This is a genomic window from Streptomyces sp. NPDC042336 (assembly GCF_055581985.1).
In genome coordinates, this window is record NZ_JBVJEA010000030.1 from 1 (window position 1) to 19,016 (window position 19,016).

The 19,016-nt window shown below is 70.4% G+C and carries 20 protein-coding genes; 12 read left to right on the forward strand and 8 right to left on the reverse strand.

Translation table 11 applies throughout. The features are described 5' to 3' along the window. Positions 1–155: 155 nt before the first annotated feature. The gene (locus ACZ6IM_RS36680) at positions 156–749 is read right to left on the reverse strand and encodes an HhH-GPD-type base excision DNA repair protein (RefSeq protein ID WP_469562850.1); all 594 of its coding nucleotides are present in this window, start codon (positions 747–749) and stop codon (positions 156–158) included. A 25-nt stretch (positions 750–774) separates the two neighbouring features. Further along, on the reverse strand, positions 775–1,500 hold the full coding sequence (locus tag ACZ6IM_RS36685) for a siderophore-interacting protein (RefSeq protein WP_469562853.1): 726 nt from the start codon (positions 1,498–1,500) through the stop codon (positions 775–777). A gap of 83 nt (positions 1,501–1,583) precedes the next feature. Here ACZ6IM_RS36685 and ACZ6IM_RS36690 point away from each other — a divergent pair, with 83 nt between their 5' ends. The 5 genes from ACZ6IM_RS36690 (at position 1,584) to ACZ6IM_RS36710 (ending at position 8,014) form a co-directional block, all read left to right on the forward strand. Next, positions 1,584–3,677, forward strand: a complete 2,094-nt coding sequence (locus ACZ6IM_RS36690) for a penicillin acylase family protein (protein ID WP_469562857.1) — start codon at positions 1,584–1,586, stop codon at positions 3,675–3,677. Then, the gene (locus ACZ6IM_RS36695) at positions 3,670–4,278 is read left to right on the forward strand and encodes a GNAT family N-acetyltransferase (protein ID WP_469562860.1); all 609 of its coding nucleotides are present in this window, start codon (positions 3,670–3,672) and stop codon (positions 4,276–4,278) included. Before ACZ6IM_RS36690 ends, ACZ6IM_RS36695 begins: the two co-directional genes overlap by 8 nt. Continuing rightward, a complete protein-coding gene (locus tag ACZ6IM_RS36700; protein WP_469562863.1) occupies positions 4,275–4,766 on the forward strand; it encodes a cupin domain-containing protein in 492 nt (163 codons plus the stop codon). The genes ACZ6IM_RS36695 and ACZ6IM_RS36700 overlap by 4 nt, the downstream gene beginning before the upstream one ends. Beyond that, complete coding sequence (locus tag ACZ6IM_RS36705) at positions 4,763–5,545, forward strand: SDR family NAD(P)-dependent oxidoreductase (protein ID WP_469562866.1); 783 nt, start codon at positions 4,763–4,765, stop codon at positions 5,543–5,545. The genes ACZ6IM_RS36700 and ACZ6IM_RS36705 overlap by 4 nt, the downstream gene beginning before the upstream one ends. A gap of 483 nt (positions 5,546–6,028) precedes the next feature. Next, the gene (locus ACZ6IM_RS36710; RefSeq protein WP_469562869.1) at positions 6,029–8,014 is read left to right on the forward strand and encodes a copper resistance CopC/CopD family protein; all 1,986 of its coding nucleotides are present in this window, start codon (positions 6,029–6,031) and stop codon (positions 8,012–8,014) included. 60 nt (positions 8,015–8,074) lie between these two features. Here ACZ6IM_RS36710 and ACZ6IM_RS36715 read toward each other — a convergent pair whose 3' ends face one another. The 3 genes from ACZ6IM_RS36715 to ACZ6IM_RS36725 form a co-directional block, all read right to left on the reverse strand. Then, on the reverse strand, positions 8,075–8,911 hold the full coding sequence (locus ACZ6IM_RS36715) for an MIP/aquaporin family protein (RefSeq protein ID WP_469562984.1): 837 nt from the start codon (positions 8,909–8,911) through the stop codon (positions 8,075–8,077). 202 nt (positions 8,912–9,113) lie between these two features. Beyond that, positions 9,114–9,413, reverse strand: coding sequence for a hypothetical protein (locus ACZ6IM_RS36720; RefSeq protein WP_052843113.1), 300 nt, complete (start codon positions 9,411–9,413; stop codon positions 9,114–9,116). Positions 9,414–9,746: 333 nt separating this feature from the next. Then, positions 9,747–10,643: a YDG/SRA domain-containing protein gene (locus ACZ6IM_RS36725; RefSeq protein WP_469562873.1), complete on the reverse strand. Its 897-nt coding sequence runs from the start codon at positions 10,641–10,643 to the stop codon at positions 9,747–9,749. 271 nt (positions 10,644–10,914) lie between these two features. Here ACZ6IM_RS36725 and ACZ6IM_RS36730 point away from each other — a divergent pair, with 271 nt between their 5' ends. Next, complete coding sequence (locus ACZ6IM_RS36730; protein ID WP_469562875.1) at positions 10,915–12,081, forward strand: hypothetical protein; 1,167 nt, start codon at positions 10,915–10,917, stop codon at positions 12,079–12,081. Between the two features lie 94 nt (positions 12,082–12,175). Here the strand turns inward: ACZ6IM_RS36730 and ACZ6IM_RS36735 are convergent, their stop codons facing one another. From ACZ6IM_RS36735 to ACZ6IM_RS36745, 3 genes are all read right to left on the reverse strand, one after another. Beyond that, the gene (locus ACZ6IM_RS36735; protein WP_469562877.1) at positions 12,176–12,937 is read right to left on the reverse strand and encodes a hypothetical protein; all 762 of its coding nucleotides are present in this window, start codon (positions 12,935–12,937) and stop codon (positions 12,176–12,178) included. A 120-nt stretch (positions 12,938–13,057) separates the two neighbouring features. After that, the gene (locus tag ACZ6IM_RS36740) at positions 13,058–13,618 is read right to left on the reverse strand and encodes a GNAT family N-acetyltransferase (protein WP_469562880.1); all 561 of its coding nucleotides are present in this window, start codon (positions 13,616–13,618) and stop codon (positions 13,058–13,060) included. Beyond that, a complete protein-coding gene (locus tag ACZ6IM_RS36745) occupies positions 13,615–14,388 on the reverse strand; it encodes a GntR family transcriptional regulator (protein WP_469562883.1) in 774 nt (257 codons plus the stop codon). The genes ACZ6IM_RS36740 and ACZ6IM_RS36745 overlap by 4 nt, the downstream gene beginning before the upstream one ends. Before the next feature lie 477 nt (positions 14,389–14,865). Between ACZ6IM_RS36745 and ACZ6IM_RS36750 the strand changes: the two genes are divergently transcribed. From ACZ6IM_RS36750 to ACZ6IM_RS36775, 6 genes are all read left to right on the forward strand, one after another. Continuing rightward, positions 14,866–15,123, forward strand: coding sequence for a DUF6284 family protein (locus ACZ6IM_RS36750; RefSeq protein WP_469562886.1), 258 nt, complete (start codon positions 14,866–14,868; stop codon positions 15,121–15,123). Next, positions 15,120–15,653, forward strand: coding sequence for a hypothetical protein (locus ACZ6IM_RS36755; protein ID WP_469562888.1), 534 nt, complete (start codon positions 15,120–15,122; stop codon positions 15,651–15,653). The genes ACZ6IM_RS36750 and ACZ6IM_RS36755 overlap by 4 nt, the downstream gene beginning before the upstream one ends. Continuing rightward, the gene (locus tag ACZ6IM_RS36760; protein ID WP_469562891.1) at positions 15,650–16,657 is read left to right on the forward strand and encodes a DUF2637 domain-containing protein; all 1,008 of its coding nucleotides are present in this window, start codon (positions 15,650–15,652) and stop codon (positions 16,655–16,657) included. Before ACZ6IM_RS36755 ends, ACZ6IM_RS36760 begins: the two co-directional genes overlap by 4 nt. Further along, positions 16,657–16,995: an RRQRL motif-containing zinc-binding protein gene (locus ACZ6IM_RS36765; RefSeq protein WP_469562894.1), complete on the forward strand. Its 339-nt coding sequence runs from the start codon at positions 16,657–16,659 to the stop codon at positions 16,993–16,995. The genes ACZ6IM_RS36760 and ACZ6IM_RS36765 overlap by 1 nt, the downstream gene beginning before the upstream one ends. A gap of 27 nt (positions 16,996–17,022) precedes the next feature. After that, complete coding sequence (locus ACZ6IM_RS36770; protein ID WP_469562898.1) at positions 17,023–17,328, forward strand: hypothetical protein; 306 nt, start codon at positions 17,023–17,025, stop codon at positions 17,326–17,328. 88 nt (positions 17,329–17,416) lie between these two features. After that, complete coding sequence (locus ACZ6IM_RS36775) at positions 17,417–19,015, forward strand: hypothetical protein (RefSeq protein ID WP_469562901.1); 1,599 nt, start codon at positions 17,417–17,419, stop codon at positions 19,013–19,015. The last annotated feature ends 1 nt before the right edge of the window (position 19,016 follow it).

The window sequence follows — 19,016 nt, forward strand, 5'->3', positions numbered from 1 at the left end:
CACAGGCGCCGCAGGCACCCCGCACCCGAACCCGCACAGGCGCCGCAGGCACCCCGCACCCGAACCCGCACAGGCGCCGCAGGCACCCCGCACCCGAACCCGCACAGGCGCCGCAGGCACCCCGCACCCCAAGCCGCACAGCCCGCCGCAGGCACCTACTTGCCGGAGGCCTTCGCCGCCTTGGCCGCAGCCTTCATCTCCTGCTTGTGCGCCCGCACCTTGCTCAGGGACTCCGGCCCCTTGATGTCCGCGACCGACCGGAACGAGTCGGGCTCCCCGTACGCCCCCGCCGCCTCGCGCCACCCCTCCGGACGGACCCCGAGCTGCTTGCCGAGCAGCGCGAGGAAGATCTGGGCCTTCTGCCTGCCGAACCCCGGCAGCTCCTGGAGCCGCTTCAGCAGCTCCTTCCCGGTGGCCACCCCCCGCCAGACGGCCTCGGCGTCACCGTCGTACGTCTCGACGAGGTACCGGCACAGCTGCTGCACCCGCCCGGCCATCGAGCCGGGATACCGATGGACGGCCGGCTTCTCGGAGAGCAGCGCGGCGAACTCCTCGGGGTCGTACGCGGCGATGTCGTGCGCGTCCAGGTCCTCCGCCCCCATGCGCCGCGCGATGGTCGACGGACCCTTGAACGCCCACTCCATGGGCACTTGCTGGTCGAGCAGCATGCCGACCAGCGCGGCGAGCGGACTGCGCCCGAGGAGTTCGTCGGCCTCGGGGTCCTGGGCGAGGTGAAGTGTGACGTCCATGGTCCCGATGATCGCGCGTACCGGCTCAGGTCGCGCGCCAGTACCCCAGCGCGTTCACCCGCTGCTTCGGTACCCCCAGCTCCTTGCGGACGTACGACGAGAGCGCCCGCGTCGTCGCCGTGTCGCAGGCGATCCAGACGAACGGCTCCGAGGCGGCCCCCAGCAGCTCCGGCAGCTCCTCCTTCACCCGCGCCACCAGCCCCGCCCCCGCGTCCCGGCGGGCGACCGCCCGGACCTCGTGCCGCCCGGGCTCGGTGCGGAAGGGCAGGCCGTCGTCCGTGCCGCCCTCGAACCAGACGGTCGCCGGCACCGGCCCGAACGCGTCGAGCAGGGAGTTGAGCGCGGGCAGGGACGCCGGATCCGCGACGGCGAAGACCTGGGACGGAAGGGGCGTCGGCAGCTCGAACCCGGTGCCCTGGACCGTCGCCTCGATCGTGTCACCGGGCTCCGCCGCCCGCGCCCAGTCGCTCGCGCACCCCTCGTGCAGGGCGAACTCCATGGCGAAGGTCCCGGCCGCCGGGTCCGGGTCCACCAGCGTGTACCCCCGCTGGTGCGGCTTGCCCGCGTTGTCGAACCACAGCCGCACCCACATCGTGGGGTGCACCCCGGTCACCGCCAGCATGCCGCCGTCGCTCAGCCGCAACCGCCGGTAGTGCGGGGTCACGTCCTCGACGCCGGTCACGGTGAACACGAAGTCCTTCGCGCGCATCAGCTTGAGGACCGCGCCCTCCCAGCCCCGCCCCTGCCCCATGTTTCCTTCACCTTTCACGTACTATTCGGCCACGACCGCAAAACTTAGGCGAGCCTAACCTAAAGGAAAGTAGAGGCACAGGGGTGAGCGCCGAGACCTACCGCGACGCCTGGGGAATCCCGCACCTGCGCGCGGACTCCCCGCTCGAACTCGCCCGCGCCCAGGGCCGGGTGACCGCCCGCGACCGCGCCTGGCAACTGGAGGTCGAGCGGCACCGCGCCCAGGGCACCTCCGCGGCCTTCCTCGGACCCGAGGCCCTCTCCTGGGACCGCCTCGCCCGCCGCGCCCGGCTCGCGGACACCGCCCGCCGCTGCTTCACCGCCCTGGAGCAGAAGGACCCGGAGACGGCGGCGTGGATACGGGCGTACGTCGACGGCGTGAACGAGGGCCTCACCGAGACCAAGCCCGAGCCCGAGCCCGAGCACCCCGCCCCCGAGTTCGCCCGCACCGGCCTCACCCCCGGCCACTGGTCCCCCTGGACCCCGCTGGGCGTCTGGCTCGCCACGCACATCCTCTTCGCGGGCTTCCCCGCCAAGCTCTGGCGCGAGCACGTCTCCACCCACCTCGGCCCGGAGGCCGTCGCCCTGTTCGCCGCCGACGGCCCCGGCACCGCGGGCAGCAACGGCTGGCTGGTGAGCGGCGGGCGGACCACCACCGGGCACGCGCTCATCGCGGGCGACCCGCACCGCTTCATCGAGGACCCCGGCGTCTACCAGCAGATCCACCTGTCCTGCCCGGAGTTCGACGTCGTCGGCCTCGCCGTGCCAGGCCTCCCCGGCATCGCCCACTTCGGCCACACCGGCACCGTCGCCTGGGCCATCACCAACGCGATGGCCGACTACCAGGACCTGTACCGCGAACGCCTGCGGCGCACCGGCGCCGGCGTCGAGGCGCTCGGCCCGGACGGCACCTGGCACCGCGCCGCCCGGCACACGGAACGCATCGACGTCGCCGGGGAGGAGACCGTCGAGGTCGAGATCATCGAGACCGACCGCGGTCCGGTGATCGCCGGCGGCCCCGAGGGCCTCGACGACGGCACCCCGGCCGCCCTCAGCCTGCGCTACCCGCCCCGCGTCACCGCCGACCTCGGCTTCGGCGCCCTGCTGCCGCTGCTGCGGGCCCGCCGGGTCGCCGATGTGGACCGCGCCCTGGACGCCTGGACCGAGCCGGTCAACGTGGTGCAGGCCGCCGACACGGAGGGCGGCCTGCTGCACCGGGTCGCGGGCCGGGTCCCGGTGCGCCCCGCCGCGAACGGCCTGCGCCCGGTGCCCGCCTGGGAACCGGGCCACGAGTGGACCGGCTGGCACACCCCGCCCCGCGCCGGACTCACCGACGGCGTCGCCGTGATGGCCAACCAGCGCGGCCCGTCCACCCCGCTGGGCGTCGAGTTCGCCGCCCCGCACCGCGCCGACCGCATCGCCGCCCTGCTCGCGGGCAAGGAGCGCTGGTCGGCGGCCGACATGCCCGTGATCCACACGGACACCCACCTGGCCTCGGCGGCTCCCCTCCTGAACCGCCTCACGGCCCTGACCGCCCTGAGCCCCGAGGCCGCCGCCCTCCGCGACCGCCTCCTCGCCTGGGACCGGCGCATGGACGCCGACAGCGCCGACGCGGCGGCGTACGCGGCGGTGCGCGCGGCGGTCGTACGGGGCCTGGCGGCGCACCCGGCCCTGACGTCCGTGTCGGTCGCGCCCGCGTACCCCGAGGTGCTGCAGCCGTGGCTCGCGCTGGTGCCGCGCGTCGCGTACGCCCTCGAACACCTCCTGCGCGCGGACGGCCTGTACGGCATCGACCGCGCGGCGATCGTACGCGCGGCGCTGGAGGAGGTCGCCGCGCGGCCGCCCGCCGGCACCTGGGGCGACACCCACCGCCTGGCCCCCTGGCGGGCGCTGCCGGACGCCGCCCAGGTGGACGAACCCGGCCTCTCCGGCGACCACGACTGCGTGCTGTGCACCTCCCCCGTGCCCGGCCTCACCGACCGCGCGGCACGCGGCCCGGCCGCCCGGTACGTCTGGGACCTGGCCGACCGTGCGAACAGCCGCTGGGTGGTGCCGCACGGCGCCTCGGGCGTCCCGGGCTCACCCCACCACCGCGACCAGCAGCGACTGTGGCTCGACGGGGAACTCGCCCCGGTGGTCACCGACTTCGACCGGCTCACGAAGGAATCCGATGACTGACCCGTACGCCTCCCGCACCCCCGTTCACGAACAGCACCTGGACGGCTTCGGCACCGTCCGCGTCCTCCCCCTGGACCCCGCCGCGGACGCCGGGGTGCTCCACGGCTGGGTCCAGGGGGAGCGGGCCGCCTTCTGGGGCATGAACGGCCTGACGCGCGATCAGGTCGCCGCCGTATACGCGCACATGGCCACGCTCGACACCCACCACGCCTTCCTGGTCGTCAAGGACGGCGAACCGGTCGCCCTGTTCCAGACCTACGACCCCGAGGCCGACCGGGTGAGCGAGTGCTACGACACCGAGCCCGGCGACATCGGCGTCCACCTGCTCCTCGCGCCCCCCGGAACCGGGGGAGCGCGCCCCGGCTGGACCGCCGCCCTGTCGGGCGCCCTCATGGCGTACGTCCTGCTGGGCCTGGACCGGAAGCGGATCGTGGTGGACCCGGACGTGGACAACGAGAAGGCGATCGCCCGCTTCCTCAAGCAGGGTTTCACCGCCGGTCCCGCGGTGGTCCTGCCGGAGGTGGACCTGCCGGACGTGTACCTGCCCGAGAAGAAGGCGCAACTCGCGTTCCTGCGCCGGGAGGTAGCGTTCGCCGGGTGACTTCCGCGCCGACCGCCGAGGACCTGATCGCGCACTACGCCCTGGAGCCCGTCCCACGCGAGGGCGGCCTGTTCCGGCGCACCTGGGCGGGACCCGAGCGCCCGGACGGACGCCCCGCCGGGTCCGCCATCGTCGCGCTGCTCACCGCCCGGCCGGGTGACTTCTCCGCCCTGCACCGCCTGCCCGCCGACGAGGTCTGGCACTTCTACCTCGGCGACCCGCTGGAGTTGCTGCTCCTCGCCCCGGACGGCAGCGCCCGTACGGCCGTACTGGGACCGGACGTCCTCGGCGGCCAGCACGTCCAGTTCACGGTCCCGGCCGGAACCTGGATGGGCGGCAGGGTGGCGGCGGGCGGCGGGTGGTCGTTCTTCGGCTGCACGATGGCGCCCGGGTTCACCTACGGGGACTACGAGCACGGCGACGCCGCCGACCTCACGGCGCGCTACCCGGCCGAGGCCGCGCGGATCGTGGCACTGTGCCGCCCATGATCCCGCATCCCGCCACGCATCTCCTCGACGGTCAGGTCGCCCTGGTCACCGGCGCGGGCGGCGGCATCGGGCGGGGGATCGCGCTGCGCCTCGCCGAGGAGGGCGCCGCGGTGGCGGTGCACTGCCGAACGGCGGTGGCGGCGGCGCGGGAGGTGGCGGAGGGTGTCCGCGAACGAGGCGGACGCGCCATCGTGCTGCGCGCCGACCTCACCGACGAGGACGCCTGCCGGCGCCTGGTCGGGGAAGCCGCCTACTGGGGCGGCGGACGGCTCACCGCGCTGGTCAACAACGCGGGCGTGCAGCCGCTGCGGGAACTGCCCGGCATGACGGCGGCCGAGTGGCGGGCGGTGGTGGACACCAACCTCACCTCCGTCTTCGCGTGCACGCAGGCCGCGGCCGAGGTCATGCGGGCCCAGGACGGCGGCGGCACGGTCACCCACGTCGCCTCCATCGAGGCGGGCGCCCCCGCTCCCGCGCACGCGCACTACAGCGCCTCGAAGGCGGCGGTGGTGATGCACGCCCGGTCGGCGGCGCTGGAGTACGGCCCGTGGGGCGTGCGGGTCAACTCCGTCTCACCCGGCCTCGTCGACCGTGCGGGACTCGCCGAGTCCTGGCCGGAGGGCGTACGGCGGTGGCGGCGGGCGGCGCCGACGGGACGGCTCGGGCGCCCGGAGGACGTGGGCGACGCGTGCGTGTTCCTCGCCTCGCGGCTGGCGTCCTGGGTGACCGGCCACGACCTGGTGGTGGACGGCGGGGTGACGGCACGCCCGTCCTGGTGAGGACCCGCGGGGCGAGCCGCTGAGCGCGACGGCCTCCGCGTCCGTACGTATCCCCGAGGCAGTGGGCCCCGACGACGGAGATACGACGTGAGCTGTGGTGACGGTGCACACGCTGGACGCCGGGGACGAAGGGGAGGCCAGGACCGGCCTCGGTGGGACCCCCCGCGCCGAGAGGACGGAAACGCTCCCCGGGTCTACCGGGTCCGCCGGGCCGGTCGCGTCCACCGGGTCCACGGGGGCCACCGGGACCGGCAGAACCTCCGGGACTGCCGGGACCCTCAGGCCCGCCGGGCCCGCCGGGACGGCTGGGGCCACCGAGTCCCCGGGGACCACCGGAACGGACAGAACCGCCGGGACTGCAGGGACCACCGGGACACCGGCCTCCGGGACCGCCGGGACCCCCAGGCCGGCCAGGCCGGCCGCGAGCGCAGGGCTGCCCGGGCCCGCCGGGCCGCCCGGACCCGCCGGGGAATCCGGCGGCTGGTGCTGTTGGGCGCCGTGCTGGGACTGCTCCTCCTCGGCGGCGCGGGACCGGCGTCCGCCCACGCCGCGCTCGGCTCCACCGACCCCGGGGACGGAGCCGTCCTCCAGCGGCCCCCCGGTCACGTCACCCTGACCTTCAGCGAGTCCGTCGGCCTGCGCGACGACTCCTTCCGCGTCCTGGACCCGGGCGGTCACCGCGTCCGCACCGGGGCGGCCGGGCACGCGGACGGACGTGCCGACACGGCCCGGGCCGCGCTGCCGGGCGAGCTGGGGGAGGGCACGTACACCGTGGCCTGGCGGGTGGTGTCCGCCGACAGCCACCCGGTCTCGGGCGCCTTCACCTTCTCCGTCGGCAAGCCGTCGCAGACGACCGCACGCGTGGACACCGGCCCCACCGAGGACCCGCTGACCGCGACCCTCCACAAGCTCGCCCGCTACCTCTCCTACCTCGCCGCCGCCCTGCTCATCGGCACCGCCGCCTTCGTCGCCCTCTGCCGCCCGCCGGACCCGGCCCCGCTGCGCCGCCCTCTGGTGGCGGGCTGCTGGACCCTGCTGGCGGCCACCGTCGCCCTCCTGGTGCTGCGCGCCCCGTACGAGGCGGGCACGGGCCCGTCGTCGGCCCTGGACGCCGACGCGCTCGCCGACACCCTCACCGCGCGCCCCGGCGTGCTGCTGCTGACCAGGCTGGCCCTGCTGGCCCCGGTCGCGCTGTTCCTCGTCCGCCTGTCCCCCGTGCCCCACGTGTCCCGTGCGGAACGGCACCGGCGGCACCGCCTCCTGGTCGGGGCGGTGGGCGGTGCGCTGGCGGTCGGCCTCGCCCTGACCTGGGCCGCCGCGGAGCACGCCTCCGCCGGTGTCCAGGTGCCCCTCGCGATGACGTCCGCCACCCTGCACCTGCTCGCCACCGCGGTCTGGCTGGGCGGCCTCACCGCCCTGGTCCTCACCGTGCGCTCCACCGCGGACGCCGCCACCGTCGCCCGCTTCTCCCGCGTCGCCCTCGCCTCCGTGACCGTCCTGGTGACCACGGGCGTCTACCAGTCCTGGCGCGGCCTCGGCTCCTGGCAGGCGCTCACCGGGACGAGGTACGGCAGGCTGCTGCTGGCCAAGGTGGTCCTGGTGGCCGTGCTGCTGGCCGCGGCGGCGGTGTCCCGGAGATGGACGACGACACTGGCGACGGCGGCGCTCGCCGTGCGTGAGCCCGGCCGGGTGCGCGAGCGGGTCCCCCAACCGGCGGGCGGCCCACCGGAGCGGCAGCCGGAACCGGAGCCGCACTCGAGATCGGAGCTGGACCCGGAACCGGAGCCGCACTCGGGATCGGAGCTGGACCCGGGATCGGAGCCGCACTCGGGATCGGAGCCGCACTCGGGATCGGAGCTGGACCCGGGATCGGAGCCGCACTCGGGATCGGAGCTGGACCCGGGATCGGAGCTGGACCCGGGACCGGACCCGGGACCGGACCCGGGACCGGAACCGAGGGAGGACGCGGACACCGAGGCCGTCCTCCGCCGCGGCCTGCGCCGCTCGGTCCTCGCCGAGGCCGCCGTCGCCGCGGTCGTCCTGGCGGTCACGACCGTGCTGACCGCCACCCTGCCCGGCCGGGCGGCGGAGGAGGCTGCGCGGACGGCCGTACCGGCGGGCGGTGTGCTGCCGGCGTCCGTCACCACGATCCCGTTCGAGATCGGCACGACCGGCAGCGGCACGGTCCAGATCACCCTGGACCCCGGCCGCACCGGCGACAACGCCGTCCAGGCCGTCGTCTTCGGCCCCGACGGCAGCCTGGCCGCCGTACCCGAACTGCGCCTCTCCTTCACCCTCCCCGACAAGGACGTCGGCCCCATCGAGGCGGGCCTGGTCGACCGCGGCGGGTACTGGAGCGCCAACACCGTCACCCTGCCCCTCCCGGGCACCTGGACGATGAAGGCGACCGTCCGGGTGTCGGAGACCGACCAGGTGAGCGAGACCCGACGGATACGGGTGGAGCGGTAACCCCGGTCAAAGGGCGGCACCCGGAGCCGTACGGCAGGCGGCTGCTCCTCTCCGTGATCGTCAGGAGGGTTCCTCGGTGGCCGGTCCCTCCTCGCGCTCGGTCAGCCTGGCCTTGAGCACCGGGCTGATGAGCAGGTCGTACACGAGGACCCCGACGACCCCGCCGATGAGCGGGCCGACGATGGGGATCCACCAGTAGCCGCTGAACCATTGGAAGGTGCCGGGCAGGGCGATGTCGCCCCACCCTTCGAAGAAGGTGAACAGGCGGGGGCCGAAGTCGCGGGCCGGATTGATCGCGTACCCGGCGTTGGTGCCGAAGGTGAGACCGATGGCCACGACGACGAGCCCGATGAGGAACGGGTGGAGGTTGGACATCGGAGCCGTGTTGCGGGTGTCGATGAGCGCGCAGATCAACAGGAGCAGGATCCCGGTGCCCACGATCTGGTCGAGCAGCGGGCCCCACCAGGAGTCCCCGAAGTACTCGGCGGGGAACGTGGCGAAGATCGAGTACGTGTTCAGTGACGTCTCCCGCGTCTCGCCCGCCTTGGCGATGGCCGCGTCGATCGCCCACCGGTAGCAGGCGTACACGAGCGCGGCGGCGACGAAGGCGCCCACGACCTGCGCGAGCCAGTAGGGCAGGACCTTCCGCCACGGGAAGTCCCGCCGGACCGCGAACCCGAGGGTCACCGCCGGGTTGAGGTGCGCTCCGCTGATGCCGCCGGCCACGTAGACGCCGAACACGACGGCAAGGCCCCATCCCCACGAGATGATGAGCCAGTTGGCGGGCCCGAAGTCCGCCGTCTGGCGTCCCGATCCCGGCAGCCCGGCGACCGCGACGGCCACCGAGCCGACGCCGAACAGGATCAGGACGAACGTCCCGAGGAACTCGGCGCACATCTCACCGCCGAGGCCCTTTCGATAACCGCGTCGATGAACAATGCGTTCGGCCACCGGCCCTCCTTCGTTGGAACGGAACAGACCAATCCGCCCATACCCGGAAAATGGCCGCCCGGACGCTCAACAGGGTGACTGCACCGGATGGCGCACGAGATTCCCCCTCTATGGAGCAACGCTGTGGAGCAACACCGCGCAGCAGCCGTCAGTCCGGTGAGGCTGAGATCAGGGGCACCCATGCCCCGCTCAGTAGGCGGCCGAGGGGTTCCCGGACCAGGGGCTCGATCGCGCGGCCCCGCCGGCTCGTCCACCGCTCCCTGATCCGGCTCGGCGTGAGATCGCCTCGCATCCACAGGGTGGACCTGGCGACGGCGTCGAGCAGCTCCGTCAGGTCGTCCTCCGCCGTGCCGCCCGCCGCGGTGCAGAAGAGGTGCGGCGTCCCGGTCCGCCGGATGAACCCCTCGACGAGGCTGGACTTGCCGACCCGCCTCCGTCCGGCGGTCACGGGTTGGAAACCTGGGGGAGCGGCGCGGATGCGCGCTCGGTACGGGCAACGTCGAAGGGCCCCGCTGCAAGCAGCGGGGCCCTTCGACTTCGTGCCCGGTGAGGCACTGGCGGAGGATACGAGATTCGAACTCGTGAGGGGTTGCCCCCAACACGCTTTCCAACTGTGCGCGTGGCCGTCCAGTGTCGTTCGGAGACGTTCGCGGTGCAGGTCAGGTGTAGTGCGCGTACGGCGGTGAACTGAGGTGACCTCCAGCGAACTGGACAAGGACCAGGACAACGAGCGGTGCCCTCGGGAGTGATGGCGGTGGGCGCGAACGTCAGGTGCCGTGGCCTACTGGCGCCAGCGTTCGCGGTGATGGCGAACGCATTCCAGGTCGATGGCGTGCTGAGGGTGGGTCCGCAGGGCGCCGGCAGGTTGGCCGCCGCGGATCACCGTGAGGTCGTCTTCGATAACGATGGCGCCGGCGTCGAGCATCACGTGGCAGTTCGGGCACAGGCAGAGCACGTTGTTAGTGGTGTCCGGGCCGTTGTGGGGGGACCCGAGAGCCCGAATGTGAGCGCCTTCGCTGTAGCTACCGCCGGGGACCTCGATTCGCACGTTGCAGATCTGGCATTGGTTGTCGTGCCATGACTTGACCTGGCGTTTTACGGCGCTGCTTCGGACGATGCGCTGCACAGTCGAGGTGATGCGCTCCGGGGATTCGTTTCCCGTGGTGGCGGTCGAATCTGACTCCGTGCCTGCGCCTGGGAGCTCCGCCTGTTGCGTCGTCTGTGGCGAGGGGGTGCCGTCATAGGCTTCGAGCCGGAACTGCCAAATGAGGAAGCCGTCGATGCCGAGCTTGCTGCCGTAGCTCGTGACTCGGTAGAGACCGTCGTACCGGTATCCGGTCGCGGGCGCGTAGGGAGTGTCGGCCTGGTAGCCGCGCAGGACGCGGACGGGTAGACCCTCCAGGTAGCTGGTCACTAGCGCCGCGTTGCCAGAGTCTTCGAGGGACTGGTCGTTCACCTGGTTGCCGGCGCCGTCTTGGCCACCATGGCCGGTGTAGACGATGACGTCGCCGTAGTCCTCATCGTCCTTGTAGCCACCAGAGACGACGATGGACTCTGCGCCGGTCTTCTTGGTCCCGCAGATGCCTGCTTGCAGAGGCCGATGCACGCCAGCCTCATGGGCCAGCCTGCGCGTGCTGAACCCTTGACCTGCTTCCATGTTGGGCACTTCACCGATCATGGCCACAGCCTGGCATGTAGTACTGACATCGCCGCAGTGGTTTTCAAGACCGACCGGACCTGCTCGCCCTAATGCGGCTTGACCTGCGCGAGCGCCCCATCAACGGGTGCCATCTACGCCAGGTTGGCCAGAGGTTGGCCGCGCTGCCAGTGAAGTGGCGTGACCGACCCTGTTCGGTTCATGCCTTGCCGGGGGGCGACCCCGGGGGTACAGACGGGTCGTTGCTGTAAATCACGGCTATGACACACGTTGTGCATGCATACTCTTGTTCATGCAGAATCTGTCCCGGTGGATGAATCGTCTCGACAGCTCCATAGCCAGGAAGGAACGCAGGTTCTACGAAACGTTCAGGCAAATACTCATACCTGGCCCCAGCCGAGTCGAGTCGGAGGGATTGCTGCGAATAGAGCCAGCAGGCGACATTTACATCCCAGGCTCTACATATCAACACCTTCATGTGGTGGGGTGGCTCGACGTCGACGGAGATCATCTCGAACTGACGGATGACATTGGCGCGGCACTGACTCTAGTAGCGGATCGAAGAATAGAAGTAGTCCCCGCGCAACCACTCACCATGGAAGGAGAACCCAATCGCAAGGTCTTCGTGTCCATGTCGGACCTTGCTGACCGCCGACTTATGGGACCTATCGACGGGAATTTGGACCTAGATAGCGACTTTCGCGATCTCTTGGGTGGGATTCGTTCGCTCGAAACTCGCGAGGCGGATGTCATTAATTCAGCCGTAAGGCTTCATTATGGCGCCTGTCTCCTGTTTGCGACAGATCTTGCGGCAGCTTACACGCTAGTCGTAGCAGGGATCGAAACGCTAGCTGGTGAATTTCACGACTTCGACCCGAGCTGGGAAGTGTGGGATCAGGCGGGAAGCTGGGATAAATTCATCAAGGCGCAAGCGCTAACAGAAAAGCAGGCCGAGGCTCTTAGGTCAAAGTTGCTGGAAAAGAACGCGCATATGAGACTTGGTGAAAGATTCGCCGAGTACGCCATAAGAGGAGTAAGCGACGCGTTCTTCGAACAGGAACTATCCACTTGGGTGCCGAACATCGATTGGGCTAAGGGCAGCATAACGGGCGGATCGTGGAGTACGGGTCCACGAATAGGAGAGACCAACTCGAATATCAGTGACCTCAAGAAGGCTCTAAAACGGTCATACGCCGTGCGCTCAGGTTTCGTACACTCGGGCGAAAGGAAAGTCGACTCGATCAATCAAGCTGTTGGCGCCTACGATGGATACAGAGCTAGCGCACCAGTTCCGTTTGCCATCTTGAGGTCGCTGCTTCGCCATCTAATTCTCAGGGAGGTTGGTTCGCGGTGCACGAGCCGAGAGACGCCACCGATCGAGGATCGCAAAGCTCAGAATCTTGCGACTCTACTGCAAGCAGCCGCTCCCTTCCTTAACAGCACCCAAGGGAAGACGTGACCTCCTACTCCAGGACGCTGTTTGTTCGTGCGAGCTGCACAGACGCCGGCCGAGCTGGAGCGCGGCGGAGACAAAGGCGCAGGCTGAGCAGCCTTTATTCGCCAGGTGGAGGATTCACGTTGTAAGTGAGGAAACGCTCATCGTCGAAATCACCTTGCCGGTGATAGCGCCCGGAATGGGTGACTGAGACTCGCACCCATTGCTTCTCACCTATGTGTCGCTCGTCGACTTCCCAAATCAGTTCCGCAGGGACTCCGCTGGCCACTGCTACTTCCTCTTGATGAGCGCTAGAGCCAATTCCGAGCCGCCAGATTACTTCGCGCCCTCGTGGATCGGTCGCCATGCAGTGAAATGTCAACCTGTCTCCGACGTTGAGCCTTGTTCCGGTGTGATACCGATCCGCATCATAAAAGCTTCCTGCAGTATGACCGAAGCTGTCTGTGACGGATTCGATCGAGGGGTAGTGCCGATGTGGACCATCGTTACGAGAAAGGAAGATCGAAACCTGATTGCGTAGCTGTCCTGCGGCGCCGCTTAGCAGCTCCCGTTCGAAAGGAAGAAGCTGGCGGCTGTGTGCAACCGGATTACGGAAGTCCAGCAAGATACCAAGAAAAACCTTGGTTCGTGCCAAATCATCCAACGCAGGTTTAAAGCTATCCCAGTTCTTTTCGATAAGCCGAGTTAGATGGTGAAGCTCGGTGTACGCCAGGACGTCATCACTTACGATTGCCCCGTCTCGCCGCTTTCGATCCTCCTCCCTTTTCTCCTTCAGGGGTTCGAGATCGGGCGCTCCGCGCTTCTTTGCCCAGTCATGCCCGAATACTTCGCGAATTAGCTCACGGAGTGCTATCTCCACCGTCTGGACGGCAAGGCTCGGTTCGATAGGAGACACTGATCACCTCTAACTCATGGTCGGGTGCTGTGCGTCAGATCGCGTGCGGAACCCTCCGCCAGGATGACGTGGCACCAAGGTATGTCAAGCCACTCGCTCCGGAGTAGGGGTTTCGTCCACAAACCCGTGCGCTACGGGACGCGTTGCCCGCTGTGCGAGCCACCCTGACACCCTCGGTCCGCCGTTCACGGCGACACCCTGCTGAACTGTCCGTACGTGCTGGAATCCATGGCGCAAGTAGTACGCTTGCAAGCTCGTGTTCGTCGTCCAGGCGTCCAGGCGAAGCCACTGGGCACCCGCACGATGCCCGCGGTCACCGGCCCAATCGAGTAGTCGACCACCAAGGTTCTGGCCGGCATGTGTCCGCGCTACGGTCAACTTGTTGATGAACAGCGATGGCTCCAGTAGTTCACCGACGGTCCACAGTCCCTCTTCCGCATTTTGGGTCAACGTGATCGTGGCCGCCGTAGCGTCACCGTCGCGAACCATGAAGACTTCCCCCGCCTCAATGGTGGCGAGCAGCTTGTCAGCCGGATAGGGGCGCTGCCACTGGTCGGTGCCGAGACGAGACAGCCAAGCTGCCGCCTCCTGCCGGAAGGCGAGCAGCTTGGCCAGGTCGTGCGGTTGCGCTGAGCAGATTCTCACTGAGGCTCGTTCTCTTCCCGGCCGGACAGGGTGCCGATCTCGTAGTTCATCTGGTTCAGGTCGCCCCGGAAGGTAGTAACTGTGCAGCGGATCGGCCGATCTTCCGAGTAGCCGGTACGCGTCCAAAGCAGCACGGGCACCCCGGCACCGATCTCCAAGAGGCGTGCCTCTTCGGGAGTCGGCATGCGGGTCGCGATCTCGTCGAAGTAGCCCACCTGCTCGATCCCGTGGGAAGCGAGATACCGGGTGGTCCCTTCTTCGATGTCCCCCGGCTCAGCGAGGCGCGGGGACAGCTCTGTGAGCCATCCCGGGTACCAGGTCGCCTGCGTCGACCACGGCACGTCATCGACGTACCGGTGACAGAACCGCAGGACCGTGGTTGACCCCACGTCGACCTTCAACCGTTCCGCGACATCCGCAGCCGCCGTAGTCATCTCGACTCGGAACGTCTGATGCGGTCGGCGGCCGGCATTCGTCACGTCCGTGCGGTACGCGTCGCCGTTCTGGGGGAAGCTCAGGTTCTCGAACCGAGACGCGTTGAGCTTGAACACCTCGTGCGATCGGACCTCGTAGCCCAACCCTTGGCTAGACGAGACGAGACCCTGGCTGACCAGGAGACTTAGCCCGCTCCGCACGGTGTTCCTCGAAGCGTCAAAGCGCTTCATCAGGTCGCTCTCTGACGGCAGCCGAGGGTCCGACGCGTACTTGCCGCTGTCGATCTCTCGGCGCAGGGCATCGGCCACCTGCTGGTACTTCGGCTGCTTGCTCATGCCCCCATCATGACTCACTCGCTCAACTTGTTGGTACATGTGGGCTCCAATCCCTTGACGACTCACTGTCCGTGGGTGCAGCATCACTGCATCAGCTTGTACCAACAAGTTGAGCAAGCGGAGCAATGCCCTTGAGTTGGTTCCGCCTGCGCAGCTCTCGGTGAGTCCCGTGAGGACGGGAGCCCTGAACAGGGGTTACCGCACTGACCGAGGAGTGATCGCGGTGCCCTTTCGGGGCGCTCTTGAGAACTGCATAGGTGGGCCCCGTCTCCCCGAGTCGAAAAGACGGACCACGTGGCAATGCCGCGTTCGACCTCTCCGCAGCTCGTCTGCTGCGGCCGGTTGCCTCCGCTGCACGTCTCGTACGTGCAGCGCTGAGGGGAGCCGGACCTACCGACTTCAACGGCGCGCGCCCCCGGAGAGGCAACTCCGGGGGCGCTGTTCGGGCCGTTTCACCTGCTAGGGAGACCACGACCCATGGACCACATCGTCACTGTTCAAGAAGCTGTTACCGCGTTCGCTCCGTGGATGGAGCCGACGGACGCGGAGCTGGCCGCGATCGAGTTGGAGATGCCCGCGATCCTCGCGGACGTCGACCAGGTCGACGCGGAGATTGCCGCGCTGGAGACCCGGCCGGCCGAGCTGGACGCCCGCCGTACCCGACGGGCCCGCCGCAAGGCCCTGGCCACGCGCGTCGCGCTGGCCAACCGTGCCGGCTGCGGGGAGGCGGCGTGATCCGCATCGTCACCGCCGGCCGACTGGCCCGGCTGGAGCAGGAGACCGACCACGCCCGCGACCGTGCGCGAGACGTGCAGGCGCAGGCGGATGCTGCATGGGGAAGCCACGTGCGGGAGCTGTACGCCGTCACCGACCGCGCGGAGCGGGCAGAGGCCACCACCTCCGAGGTGGGTGTCCTGCTGTCCGGGGCGCTGGCGGAGCTGTCTGAGGCGCAGCAGGAGCTGCTGCGCAAGGACATCGAGATTCGCCGGTTGCGTGAGGTGCTGGAGTCGGGGGTGTTGGTGGGGCGGTCGCTGACGGTGCTGATGCACTACGGCGAGCCGCACACCGTCTACGCCACCCGCGAGGACGCGTTGGCGGACACGGCCGCGCACGGAGTGCCGGCCGGCACCGCGTGGGTGCCCTGCGGTGAACGCCCGGCGTCCGCGTCCACGTGGTGCGTCGCAGCGTTCATCTACGACGCCGGCTGCAAGGGCTACCGGCGCGCGTTCATGCCCTCTCCGGAGCCGGTGGGGGGTGCGGCGTGAACAGTGTTCAGACCCGTTCAGCAGAGCGCGCCCTGTCCGGCGGCACCTGGCTGATCGTGTGCGGGGCGATGCTCTACTCCATCCTCACCGTCACGCCGCTCATGGCGGCACACACGGCCGAGGAGTGGGACTGGACGGCGCCGATCCTGCCCTTGGTGGTGGACGCCGCGGTGGTCATCGTGGTCAAGCTCGATGACGTGCTCGCCCGCCTGGGCGGGCACGGCGGACGCTGGCCGATCGTGCTGCGATGGATGACCGGGCTGATGACACTCGCCCTCAACACCGCCGACTCCGCACTGAAGAAAGACCTGGTCGGCGTAGCCGTCCACTCCGTGGCGCCACTGCTGCTCATCGTCACCGCGGAGACCAGCCTCGCCTACCGGCGGGCCATCGCCGCCGCCGTAGCGGCGCAGGGGGAGCAGGAGCGAGCCGAGCGGGAGCGGCGCGAGCAGGCGGCCCGCGAGCGTGCCGCACAGGCCCGCGCGGAGGCCCGGGAGGAGCGCGAGCACGCCGCTCAGTTGGCCCGTGAACAGCGTGAGCACGAGGCAGCTCTTGCCCGTGAGCAGGCTGAGCGGGAGGAGCGGCAGCGCCGTGAGGAGCGGGAGGCTCGGGAGCGTGCGGAGGCTGCTGCGCGGGCCGAGCGTGAACGCCGTGAACGCGAGCGTGAACAGCGTGAACAGGAGCGTGAACGGGCTGAGCGGGAAGCCACCGCACGCCTTGCCCGAGAGCGCGCCGAGCGCGAGGCGCGTGAACGCCGTGAACACCAGGAGCGCGAGGAGCGGGCCGAGCGTGAACGTGCTGCCCTGTTGGCCCGCGGCCCGGCCAACGGCAAGCTTCCCGAGGAGGACGCCCGCCAGATCGTGGCCGCCGCGTTCAGTGCCGGGCTGTCCGTGCGCTCCGCTGCGGAGCTGTGCGGCTGGTCGGTCGGGTGGGTGTCCACCCGCTACGCCGAGCACCGCGACCCGAGCGCGGACGGTGCGTCGCTGGCGATCGCGAGCCAGTGATGGGCACCGTCCCCGTCTACCGGTGGCGGCTGGCCCCGGACGGGTTGGCCACGCGTCGCCAGCTGCGCGCGCTGGGGCTACGTCCCGGCGGGCAGGACGTGGCCGCGCAGGTCGAGCGCCCGCGCCGCCGGCGTGAACCGCTGGTCGCCTACCTCTACCGCGTCGAGCAGGCCAAGCCTGTCCGGCCGATGACGCCCGCGAAGTGGGCGGCGCTGGCCAAGGCGAACGCCGCCCGCCGTGTCTGCCCCGAGTGCCGGCGGGATGCCGGATACGTGATCCCGCCGACGCTCGGCATGTGCAGCCCGTGTGCCTTCCCCGAGGAACAGCGCGCCGCCTGAACGCCCCTCCTGGCCACGGGAGTTCGAGTGAACGAGACACGTCACCGCGCCCTGATGACGGGCGCCGTCGCCGTCAGTACGGCCCTGGCCGTTCTGATCGGCGTCCAGCTGTCCGGCTACGGCGTACCCGTCACGCTGCTGCTGGCCTGCTGCCTGTCCTGCGTGGCCACCTTCTCCAGCCTGCTGTTCCGCCTGGTCAGTGCCTGGTCGACGACCACGCACCGCTGCACGCGGCCCGGCTGCGACTTCCGCGTCAGCCTCACCCGCGCCGATGCCGCCGAGAACAGGCGTTCGCAGGAGATCGCCGCGCGTCACCCGCACCGCAGCCACTGAGCTGCGCCTTTCTCTGATTCGGCAGGCCCGGCCATACGCCTCCTACAGCACCGGCCGGGCCCTACTCCCACGAAGGAGTGCTCTCAGCATGACGGAAGTCAGCACCGAGCCGGTAGCCATCCCGGCCCCCGCACCGCCCCCGCCGCCCGCACCCGCGCCGACCGAGCAGGCGCCGGCCGACGCGGGGCCCGAGCACACGCCCGGCGGCTGGCCGGTCGTCCCGCTCGCCCTGGCCGGGGCGAACAGCACCGTGGGCATGGTCGCCACCGCCGCCCTGGCCGGCGGTCCGATCGCCGCCATGGTGGCCGCGACCGGCGCCGTCGTCCTCGGCACCGTGGCCGGCACCCGCAGCCGCAAGACCAACCCCCGCAAGGAAGCTCGCCGCACCGCCGCCCGTACCGCCGGCCGGTCCGCCGCCCGCAGCGCGAGCTTGCGCCACGGCGGAGCAGGCACCGCCGGCAGTAGCCGTACGGCAGGCGCCCGGTCCGGTCGCGCCGGTGGCAAGTCGGGCAAGGGGCCCGGCCAGCACCGCCGCGGAGCAGGCACGACCGCCCGCCACGGCAGCACGGCAACCGGCACGGCCGGGAAGCCCCGCAGCAGCACCGGCAAGGGCACGGCCAAGCACGCAGTCGGCACCGTCGGGAAGGCTGCGGGCAAGGTGGGGCAGGTCAAGGCCCTGCGCCGGTCCGCGCAGCAGGCCGCGCCCGGTTCCCGGGCCGGGCAGCGGGCGCAGACCACGGCGGCGCGCCGCGCGGTCGCGGACGCACGCCGCAACGCCAAGGTCCGCACCGCCAGCGGTGCCGGGCTCACCTCCCGCGCTGGCCGCCGCGGCGGTCTGGGTGGTCGGATGCTGAGCGGTGCCGCCCGTAAGGCCCGTGCCGCGCGGGATGCGGCGGTCAGCAAGAACCGTGCCCAGCACGACGCGAAGACCGCCGGCGCGGTCGCTGCGAAGCGGGCTGCGGTGCGTAAGGCGCCGGCGCGGCGGGCGGCGCGGCAGGCGTTGCGTCGGTCGGCTGCCCGGTTCCACGGCCGGCGCCTGTTCGCCGCCCTGCTTGCCCTCCCGGTCGGTCTGCTCGGTCTGGTCACCAGCCCGATCGGCCGCAAGCTCGGACTGCCCTGGCTCATCCACCCCGGACGCCGCCTCTACCGCCGTCTGGCCGGTGCTGCTGCCGAGCAGCGGGCCGGACGGGATGAAGCGATCCGCCAGGAGCAGGCCGAGCAGGAAGCCGCCGCCGACGCGGACGCCGCCAAGGATGGCGCGGAAGGCATCACCGACAGCGTCGAGCGTCCCGAGTCCACCGTTCCCACCAGCACGAACACCCCGACATCCGAGGGAGAGCACGTGTCCGGTTTCCGGTTCGAAGAGGCCGCTGCCGAGATGGAGCAGGCCGCCAACTCCTACGACCCCGAGAACGCCATGGAGATCCTGGCCATGGTCGAGGGACTGCCCGCCGCCCTCACCTCGGTGGCAAACGTGATGAAGATCCTCGCCGAGCGGTCCGACTCGGAGTTCCCGCTGGAGAAGGAAGTCGCGGACGGCTTCAACGACATCTTCGGCGCCGTCATGAGCGCCGTGGCGGTCGCGGAGGACATGGGGCCGCTGTTCCGCCAGGCCCACGAGCAGGACATCGCCCGGCACGAGGACCCCCGCAACGGCACCGAGGCCGAGAAGGGCTGGAACGTCTGAG